The sequence below is a fragment of the Streptomyces sp. SID5785 genome, from assembly GCF_009870065.1.
Lineage (GTDB): Bacteria > Actinomycetota > Actinomycetes > Streptomycetales > Streptomycetaceae > Streptomyces.
In genome coordinates this window covers 1-6,832 of record NZ_WWIA01000547.1, presented here as the reverse complement: position 1 = coordinate 6,832, position 6,832 = coordinate 1, and the positions used below count along the sequence as shown (strand labels likewise).

General features: G+C 69.4%; 5 protein-coding genes and 5 tRNA genes. 1 reads left to right on the top strand and 9 read right to left on the bottom strand.

What is annotated here, in order from left to right:
• Nucleotide 1 precedes the first annotated feature (1 nt).
• From GTW43_RS17610 to GTW43_RS17570, 9 genes are all read right to left on the bottom strand, one after another.
• A tRNA-Glu gene (locus GTW43_RS17610) sits at nt 2-74 on the bottom strand.
• A 40-nt stretch (nt 75-114) separates the two neighbouring features.
• Nucleotides 115-186, bottom strand: a tRNA-Gln gene (locus GTW43_RS17605).
• Nucleotides 187-217: 31 nt separating this feature from the next.
• A tRNA-Glu gene (locus GTW43_RS17600) sits at nt 218-290 on the bottom strand.
• A gap of 62 nt (nt 291-352) precedes the next feature.
• Nucleotides 353-425, bottom strand: a tRNA-Glu gene (locus GTW43_RS17595).
• Nucleotides 426-466: 41 nt separating this feature from the next.
• Nucleotides 467-538 (bottom strand) — tRNA-Gln (locus tag GTW43_RS17590).
• Between the two features lie 88 nt (nt 539-626).
• Nucleotides 627-1,346: an HAD family hydrolase gene (locus GTW43_RS17585; protein ID WP_161302970.1), complete on the bottom strand. Its 720-nt coding sequence runs from the start codon at nt 1,344-1,346 to the stop codon at nt 627-629.
• A gap of 104 nt (nt 1,347-1,450) precedes the next feature.
• A complete protein-coding gene (gene gltX, locus GTW43_RS17580; RefSeq protein WP_161302969.1) occupies nt 1,451-2,935 on the bottom strand; it encodes a glutamate--tRNA ligase in 1,485 nt (494 codons plus the stop codon).
• A complete protein-coding gene (locus GTW43_RS17575; protein WP_161302968.1) occupies nt 2,928-3,713 on the bottom strand; it encodes a fumarylacetoacetate hydrolase family protein in 786 nt (261 codons plus the stop codon). The genes gltX and GTW43_RS17575 overlap by 8 nt, the downstream gene beginning before the upstream one ends.
• 88 nt (nt 3,714-3,801) lie before the next feature.
• Nucleotides 3,802-3,990, bottom strand: coding sequence for a hypothetical protein (locus tag GTW43_RS17570; RefSeq protein WP_161302967.1), 189 nt, complete (start codon nt 3,988-3,990; stop codon nt 3,802-3,804).
• A gap of 563 nt (nt 3,991-4,553) precedes the next feature.
• Between GTW43_RS17570 and GTW43_RS17565 the strand changes: the two genes are divergently transcribed.
• A partial coding sequence (locus GTW43_RS17565) for a nitrate- and nitrite sensing domain-containing protein (protein ID WP_161302966.1) occupies nt 4,554-6,832 on the top strand: 2,279 nt, incomplete at its 3' end.

The window sequence follows — 6,832 nt, the reverse complement described above, 5'->3', positions numbered from 1 at the left end:
GTACCCCCGACCGGATTCGAACCGGCGCTACCGCCTTGAGAGGGCGGCGTGCTAGGCCGCTACACAACGGGGGCCTTGCGGATCGGATCCGCGGGTGCAGATGAGCTCTGCGAGCTGGCCTACCAGGACTCGAACCTAGAATGACGGTACCAGAAACCGTAGTGTTGCCAATTACACCATAGGCCATGGTGGTTTAGACCAATGTGGCTTAGACCAGTACCCCCGACCGGATTCGAACCGGCGCTACCGCCTTGAGAGGGCGGCGTGCTAGGCCGCTACACAACGGGGGCCCTAGCGATCCTGCATCAGAGACAGTGGGTGCGACCCGATCTGTCCCCGCGGGAAGGATCTGTACCCCCGACCGGATTCGAACCGGCGCTACTGCCTTGAGAGGGCAGCGTGCTAGGCCGCTACACAACGGGGGCTTTGTGGATCTGGAATCCACGGTGCAGATGAGCTCTGCGAGCTGGCCTACCAGGACTCGAACCTAGACTAACGGAACCAGAAACCGTCGTGCTGCCAATTACACCATAGGCCACCAAGGCTCAACCCCCGAGGGGATCTTGCTCGGCTTGCGCTTCGGGGTTTCGGCCTTTCGGCCCGTTCCCCTCGGCGCAGGAAGAACATTACCTGAAGGTGTCCGGCGCTCCAAAACGGGTATCGCCCGCCAGCAGCGCCGGCAGCTGGTCAAGGCCGGTGACGCGGAGGAGCTCGGGCCGGCCGCCCTGTGCCGCGCGGTCCAGCCAGATGCCCGTCAGGCCCGCCTCCACGGCCCCGCGGGCGTCCGTGTCCGGCTGATCGCCCACGTAGGCGACCTCGTGCGGGGCCAGCTCCAGCTCGGCACAGACCGCGTGGAAGGCCGCCGCGGCGGGCTTGGCGACGCCTAGCTCCGCGGCGCACAGCACGGCCTCGAAGCGGTCGCGCACACCGAGCAGGCGCAGCTTGCGGTCCTGGTTGTGCAGGGAGGAGTTGGAGAGCACCCCGTGGCGGTACCCGGCGGCGAGCCGGTCGAGGGTGGGCACCGTGTCGGGGAACAGGCTCCAGGCGGCCTCGTAGTGCACGAGGTAGCGCCCGAACCAGGCGTCGGCCGCCGCGTCGTCGAGGGCGGCGTCCACGAAGCCGCGCACCCGGTCCCGGCGCTGGCCCTCCCAGTCCGTGACACCGGCCTCGAAGCGGGCCCAGTGCACGCGGGTCAGCTCACGCCAGCGGGCGAGCGCCCGCTCCACCGTGCCGAAGGCGTCGAGCTGTCCTTCCGCGGTGAGGTGCGCGCGCATGCCCGCGGTGTCCGCGTTCGCGTAGTCGAAGAGGGTGTCGTCGACGTCCCACACGACGGCTCTGATCGGCATGGGTCGACCGTACGTCGCGGCGGCGGCTCCCGGGGGCGGAAACGGCCGAAGGCCGGAACCGCGGGGGTTCCGGCCTTCGGTGGCGCGTGGTCACACGCGGGATGTCACGCGGCGAGCTTCGCCAGGGCGGCGTCGATGCGGGCCAGCGCCTTCTCCTTGCCCAGGACCTCGAGGGACTCGAAGAGGGGCAGGCCGACGGTGCGGCCGGTCACGGCGACGCGGACCGGCGCCTGCGCCTTGCCGAGCTTGAGCCCGTGCGCCTCGCCGGCCGCGAGGACGGCCTCCTTGAGGGACTCCGGGGAGCTCCAGTCGGCGGCGTCGAGCTTCTCGCGGGCCGTCGTGAGCAGGGCGTCGGAGCCCTCCTTCATGGCCTTGTTCCAGCTGGCCTCGTCGGCGACGGGCTCGGGCAGGAAGAGGAAGTCCACGTTGTCCGTGATCTCCGAGAGGACCTTGAGGCGGGTCTGCGCGTGCGGCGCGACGGCCTGCCACTTGGCCTCGTCGAAGTCCTCGGGCGCCCAGGGCGCCACGGGTGCCTGGAGCCAGGGCTCGCAGCGGGCCGCGAACTCCTTGGGGTCGAGCAGGCGGATGTGGTCGCCGTTGATCGACTCGCACTTCTTGAGGTCGAAGCGGGCCGGGTTGGGCTGGACGTCCTTGACGTCGAAGGCGGCCACCATCTCCTCGACCGAGAAGATGTCGCGGTCGGCCGACAGGGACCAGCCGAGCAGCGACAGGTAGTTGAGCAGGCCCTCGGGCAGGAAGCCGCGCTCGCGGTAGAGGTTCAGGGAGCTCTGCGGGTCGCGCTTGCTGAGCTTCTTGTTGCCCTCGCCCATGACGTAGGGGAGATGGCCGAACTCCGGGGTGATCTTGGCGATGCCCAGGTCCTTGAGCGCGTCGTAGAGCGCGATCTGGCGGGGGGTGGAGGACAGCAGGTCCTCGCCGCGCAGGACGTGGGTGATCTCCATCAGGGCGTCGTCGACGGGGTTGACGAGCGTGTAGAGCGGGGCGCCGTTGGCGCGGACGATGCCGTAGTCCGGCACGTTCTCCGGCTCGTAGGTGATGTCGCCGCGGACCAGGTCGGTGAAGGTGATCGTCCGGTCGGGCATCCGGAAGCGGACGATCGGCTTGCGGCCCTCGGCCTCGTAGGCGGCCTTCTGCTCGTCGCTCAGGTCGCGGCAGTGGCCGTCGTAGCCGGAGGGCTTGCCGGCGGCGCGTGCGGCGTCGCGGCGGGCGTCGAGCTCCTCGGTGGAGCAGTAGCAGGGGTACGCCTTGCCGGCGGCGACCAGCTTCTCGGCGACGTCCCGGTAGATGTCCATGCGCTGCGACTGCCGGTACGGCGCGTGCGGGCCGCCGACCTCGGGGCCCTCGTCCCAGTCGAAGCCGAGCCAGCGCATCGCGTCGAGGAGCTGCTCGTACGACTCCTCGCTGTCGCGGGCCGCGTCGGTGTCCTCGATGCGGAAGACGAGGGTGCCCTGGTTGTGGCGCGCGAAGGCCCAGTTGAACAGGGCGGTGCGGACCAGGCCCACGTGGGGGTTACCGGTGGGCGAGGGGCAGAAACGGACACGGACTGCTGGGGCGGATGCGCTAGCCACGCTTGACAACCTTGTTGGTGAGAGTGCCGATGCCTTCGATGGTGACGGCGACCTCGTCGCCGACGTTGAGGGGGCCGACCCCTTCCGGGGTGCCCGTGAGGATGACGTCGCCCGGGAGCAGGGTCATGGCCTCGGAGATGTTCGCGATCAGGTCCGCGATGGGCGTGATCATGTCCGACGTGCGGCCGAGCTGGCGCTGCGCGCCGTTGACCGTGCACTGGACGGTGAGGTCGGAGGCGGCCTTGATGTCCAGGTCCGTCTCGATCCAGGGGCCCAGCGGGCAGGACGTGTCGAAGCCCTTGGCACGCGCCCACTGCTTCTCACGCTTCTGCACGTCGCGGGCGGTGACGTCGTTGGCAGCCGTGTAGCCGAGGATCACGTCGTTCGCGCGCTCGCGCGGGACCTCGCGGCACATCCGGCCGATCACCACGGCGAGCTCCGCCTCGTGGTGCAGCTCCTCGGAGAAGGAGGGGTACTGGATGGCGTCGCCGGGGCCGATGACGGAGGTCGACGGCTTGAAGAAGGCGAAGGGGGCGTCGGGGACCTCGTGGCCCAGCTCCTTGGCGTGCTCCGCGTAGTTGCGGCCGAAGGCGATGACCTTGTTCGGGAGCACGGGCGGCAGCAGGCGGACCTTGCCGACCGGGACCTTGGTGCCGCTCAGCTCGAAGTCGGCGAACGGGATGCCCTTGATGATGTCGAGCACCAGCTCGTCAGGCTTGTCGCCCTCGACCGCGCCGAAGGCGACGTTCCCGTCGATGGAGAATCTGGCGATGCGCACGGGTGGCTGCGCCCCTCTTCACGTTCTGCGGTGGGCCCGGGATTGGGTTGACCGGGCTCCAGGCTAACGCTTCGGGGCTTGACACCTCTCAGGCCGCCTGCACCGTTTCGGGGGCCACCATCAGGATCGTGCGCTTGGGGTTGGCCGTGTTCGTCGGGAGCTCGACGGAGTGTTCCGGCACAGCGGGGGCGGCCTGGATGTCGTCGGCGTCCTTCAGGTGCGCCAGCGTGGTCCGCTGCGGGTTGGCGATCTTGTGGAACATCATCGTCGTCTTCATGACTGTGCTCAGGAACCTTCTCGGTCGTCGGATGGGCCATCCCTGCAAAGCGTCAGGCTAAACATCTGATTCCCGTCGAAAGACAGGAAGTTGTGATCGTCGCTGTGTGAGTTTGCTCACTGAGTACGGATCAAAAGGGGCGTTCCGGACTGACGATCTTGACCCATGAATCGGACATTCCGTACGTGAAGCCGCCATTCCACTCCCGATCATGGCGACTGGGACACCCCCCTCCCGTACGGACTGTGCACGGGTTCGCCCGGTTTCTCCTAGATCATTTTCCACGCCTCGTGACGTTCCCTTCACGCCGCGTCACGGGGCGTGGGCCACAGTGCTCGGGCCTTGTTGGAGATCCTGCTCTGTGCTGGAATTCCCGGGACCGCCGCGGGTATCGAACCGGCGCACGGGGGCGCGAAGAAGCGCCGAGCTGCGGCGGGAGAAGGGGGAGCCAGCGCCGGTCACTCACGACCACAGGGGGGCGTTTCAGGTCGCCCCTCGAACGACGCCGACACCGCCTTGTCCGTGCACACGGACGGGCGCCTGGTCCAGAGGTTGCGACGCTAGTGCAGGGACGTAAGAACAGGGATGGCAGCGCTGCGGCGGAGCCGGAGCCGCGCGGCGGGACCGGTCCGACGGCCGGCGGTTCTCAGCCCCCGCACGCCCAGAACCCGGGACGCACGGCGTCCGTCGACGCTCCGGAGCGCGACGGGCGGCCCGGCTCGGGCAAGGGCCAGGCAGGCCCGGCCATGCCGGCCGCGCCCTCGGTGAAGGCGAAGGGCCCCACGGGCCCAGGATCGCGAATAGCCCTGCGCAACTGGCGCATCTCGACGCGCCTCGTGGCGCTCCTGACGCTCCCCGTCGTCGCGGCGACCTCACTGGGCGCGCTGCGCATCGGCGAGTCCCTCAGCGACATCGAGCAGCTCGACAACATGAAGCTGCTCACCGAGATGACGAAGCAGGCCACCGACCTGGCCTCGGCGCTCCAGGAGGAGCGCGACGTCTCGGCCGGCCCGCTGGCCAACGGCACGAAGGCCGACGACGACTTCAACATCAAGGCCGCGCGCAACAAGACCAAGCTCGCCCGCGACACCTTCCTGCAGTCCACGACGGACATCGAGAGCGACGGCGGCTCCGGCAACCTCAACGGTGTGCGCGAGCACGCCGTGCAGATCGCCCGTGACCTCATCGGACTCAACGAGATCCGCCAGGACGCGTACGCCGACCGGAAGAACTCCTCGCAGACCGTCGAGGCGTACTCGCGCATCATCACGCAGCTGCTCTCCCTGTCGACCGACATGGCGCAGGCGACCAGCAACCCGCAGATGATCCAGCGCACCCGCGCCCTGGCGGCCTTCTCCTCCGCCAAGGAGTACGCGTCCGAGCAGCGGGCCATCATCGCCGCCGCGCTGCCGCCCAACAGCAAGAGCTTCGGCTCGCTCTCCGAGACGGACCGGCAGTACGCCAAGGCCGCCCAGGAGAACCAGGACTCGCAGCTCGACTCCTTCAAGAGCGTCTACGGCAACGTCTCCGCCGAGGAGCTGCTCAAGCCCCTCGACGAGAACAACGCGACGATCAAGGCGGCCGACAGCTACGCCGAGCGCGTCCTGCGCGACAAGAACGGTCTGCGCACCCAGGACAAGCGCTCCTACCGCGACTGGGTCGACGCCGACAGCTCCCGCATCCAGCAGATGTCCAGCATCGAGCTGACGCTGCTCAACGAGATGGAGCAGCAGGCCCGCGAGCTGCGGAACGCCTCGGAGCGGTCCGCGATCATCAACGGTGCGCTGATCCTCCTGGTGCTCGGCGTCTCCCTCGTCGGTGCCTTCGTCGTGGCGCGGTCCATGATCCGCTCGCTGCGCCGACTGCAGGACACCGCGACGAAGGTCGCCCAGGACCGGCTGCCCGAGCTGGTCAAGGAGCTCTCCGAGTCGGACCCGCAGGACGTCGACACGTCCGTGGAGTCGGTCGGTGTGCACTCGCGCGACGAGATCGGCAAGGTGGCCGCGGCCTTCGACGACGTGCACCGCGAGGCGGTCCGCCTCGCCGCCGAGCAGGCCCTCCTGCGGGGCAACGTCAACGCGATGTTCACCAACCTCTCGCGCCGTTCGCAGGGCCTCATCCAGCGCCAGCTGTCGCTCATCTCCGAGCTCGAGTCCCGCGAGGCCGACCCGGACCAGTTGTCGTCGCTGTTCAAGCTCGACCACCTCGCGACCCGCATGCGCCGTAACGGCGAGAACCTCCTCGTCCTCGCCGGTGAGGAGCCGGGCCGTCGCTGGACGCGCCCTGTGCCCCTCGTCGACGTGCTGCGTGCCGCCGCGTCCGAGGTGGAGCAGTACGAGCGCATCGAGCTGGCCGCCGTGCCGGCCACCGATGTCGCCGGCCGCGTCGTCAACGACCTCGTGCACCTGCTCGCCGAGCTGCTGGAGAACGCGACGTCGTTCTCCTCGCCGCAGACGAAGGTCAAGGTCACCGGTCACGCGCTGCCCGACGGCCGGGTGCTGATCGAGATCCACGACACCGGTATCGGCCTGTCCCCCGAGGACCTCGCGGCCATCAACGAGCGCCTGGCGGCGCCGCCCACCGTGGACGTCTCGGTGTCGCGCCGCATGGGTCTGTTCGTGGTCGGCCGCCTCTCGCAGCGTCACGGCATCCGCATCCAGCTCCGCCCGTCCGACTCCGGTGGCACGACCGCGCTGGTCATGCTCCCCGTCGACGTCGCGCAGGGCGGCCAGAAGGCGCCCGGCAAGCCGGGTCCCGGTGGTTCCGGCGGTCCGGCCGCCGCGCAGGCCGCGGCCGGTGCCGCGGCCGCCCGCCGGGGCGTCCCGGCCGGCAACGGCGGGTC

Coding starts and splice junctions, on each gene's coding strand:
- GTW43_RS17570 (WP_161302967.1), bottom strand. CDS start 3,990: ATGAAGACGACGATGATGTTCCACAAGATCGCCAACCCGCAGCGGACC.
- GTW43_RS17585 (WP_161302970.1), bottom strand. CDS start 1,346: ATGCCGATCAGAGCCGTCGTGTGGGACGTCGACGACACCCTCTTCGAC.